Below are 2,438 nucleotides of genomic sequence, written 5' to 3'. Positions count from 1 at the left end.
AGGGTGCTGTTGACACCTTCGATAATCTTGCGGAAGTCGCCCTGGTGTTTGTCAGCGTCGGCACGTACGGTAATACGGCCTTCACCGGCAGCTTCGGCAAGCAGATTCGTGTCTGCAACCAAAGCGTTCACCGCGTCGATACACGTATTCAGGTTATTCTTGATTTCATTAAAGTTACCGTAGTAGTGCTCGGTAATACGCTCAGGAACATCGCCTTTTGAAATACGGTCAACATAGTTTGCGGCCACATTCAAAGGTCCAATCACTGAGTCCAGCGTGGCATTGACGCCTTCTACAATCTTGCGGAAATCACCCTGATGTTTGGAGGCATCTGCGCGAGTTGACAACTGTCCATCCACCGCTGCTTTTGACAGCAAGTTGGCATCACCCACCAATGCATTGACGGCATCAATGCACGTGTTCAGATTATTGATGATCAGGCTGTAATCGCCCTGGTATTGCTCAGTGATCTTGGTCGGGATATTGCCCTTGGCAATGTTATCCAGGTAACCGGAGGTGACATTCAACGGCTTCACAATTGCATCCAGTGTGTTGTTCAAGCCTTCCACAATCATGCGGAAGTCGCCCTGATGACGGGAAGCGTCAGCGCGTGTAAATAAACGACCCTCTACAGCGGCATGCGCAAGCTCGTCGGCATCACTGACCAGGCGTTTAATATTGCCACGCACCTGTTCAATCGCTTCGTTCACGAACGCTTTTTTACCCGGGAATTGTTTCAGTGTTTTATCAAGGTTGCCTTCACCAAAGGCTTTAACCACCTCAATCGCTTCCTTGTTCATCGCAATATGGCCAGCCACCATTTTATTGATGCCTGCGGCCATTTCACCGTAACCACCTTTGAAGCGGGTTTCGTCTACAGAACAATCTATATCACCTTCGTCGTGCTGCTGGCTGACATAGTTAAGGGACTGTACCAGGCCATCCAGCGTTTTTTGCAGTACGCGGATAGAGTAAGCCACACTGGTTTTATCGGTTTCGGGCAAAGTGATCTTCTGGTTAAGGTTGCCCTCAACAAAGTTACGTGCAATAACGGTTAACTCTGATGGCTCCATGCCCAATTGCTTGAACATATTGCGCTTGATCAGCAACCCGATAGAAACCACCATCGCAAGCGCCACCAGTGCAATCGCAAACAGCAGGATTATGGCCTGATTTTTAATACTCAAAGCCTGGCTGGCATTTGCGCGCGCCATATCATTATTAAATTGACGATGCTGACTGATCGCCGTTTGTACACGACTGATCACGGCCTGGTTAGCCAGCAACACGTCGCGTGCTTCTGTTTTTTTGTTCGAAAGAGACAAGGTCAGTGCATTACTGCCCAAACCATCATATGCACTGATCGCATCATAGTCTTTTTTCAGCAGTGCCTTATCATCGGCATTGCTGACATATTTGTCATATTTTTTGAGCGCAGCCATCAGTTTGCCATGAGTTTCGGCAACCTGTTTTTCAATCACCTGCATTTTGCCGTTATCTGTATTCAGCATGTGCTGCCAGATCAGACTGTTTAATGTCTCAAATGCGGCCAGTGTTTCGTCTAACACTTCAATACTGGGTGCAGCTGTTTCATTCGCATAATTGGTATACCCATATACTTTCTCAGTCTGAAAATAACTGATACCAGTCAGTGTGAATAGCCCCAAAGCTGCCACGACAATCAGAATGTACATTCTTTTTGCGACGCTCATAATTTTCATACTCCAAATCCGTTAATTTTTTCGCCATAATTTGGCTTGCATACTATGTTGTTACACCTAAGTAATTTTCTATCAGCCGATAAAATGCGTTTTATTCGTTCTTTTCAGGCTCAAGTTTTCAAATCAAGAAATCCGGGCCTGAATAAAAAAGCCCCTTATCCAGTAAGGGGCCTCTGCTTAAGCGATGCTTTGCTTATTTTTTTACTTTTGATGCATCAGCTACATCAGTTTTTTTCTTTGCTGCAGATGATTCGGCCACGGCATCACCTTTCATATGCGTAGCAGTCAGTTCGGCACTACCTTCTTCGTAACAAACACGACCCATCATTGATACTGTACAAACTTCAGCTGCCAGCGCATGAGCGGACAACAAAGATAATGCGCACAAAGCGACGGCAGTTTTAAACGTGTGTTTCATAAAGTCTCCATTAAAGTGTTGAATCTGGTTTAGCGGTTATCTCTACCACTTAACTGTGTTTACGAAGACTTTGAGTAAAACTTGAGAATACTTACACTTGCGTTACAAAATATGTTTATTGCAACATTTAAGATACTTTTTGTTGCACTTTCATCACAGTTTGATCCTCTCATCATTAATCCTCAATACAAAAAAGCCGACCTTATTTAGGTCGGCTTTTTGTGATTCCGTTACTGGCTAAAACTCTTCCCAGTCACTATCGTCAGTACCAGTCCGTTTGGAGGCGCTGGACTTCATCG

Annotated in this window: 2 protein-coding genes; both read right to left on the bottom strand. The window is 45.2% G+C overall.

Going from position 1 to position 2,438, the window contains the following annotated elements; translation table 11 throughout:
* A partial coding sequence (locus ASG34_RS13730; RefSeq protein ID WP_200935003.1) for an MCP four helix bundle domain-containing protein occupies positions 1 to 1,712 on the bottom strand: 1,712 nt, incomplete at its 3' end.
* Between the two features lie 202 nt (positions 1,713 to 1,914).
* On the bottom strand, positions 1,915 to 2,139 hold the full coding sequence (locus ASG34_RS13725) for a hypothetical protein (RefSeq protein WP_055831513.1): 225 nt from the start codon (positions 2,137 to 2,139) through the stop codon (positions 1,915 to 1,917).
* Positions 2,140 to 2,438 lie beyond the last annotated feature (299 nt).

The organism is Methylophilus sp. Leaf416 (assembly GCF_001424665.1).
GTDB lineage: Bacteria > Pseudomonadota > Gammaproteobacteria > Burkholderiales > Methylophilaceae > Methylophilus.
This window is presented reverse-complemented; position numbering and strand designations above follow the sequence as displayed.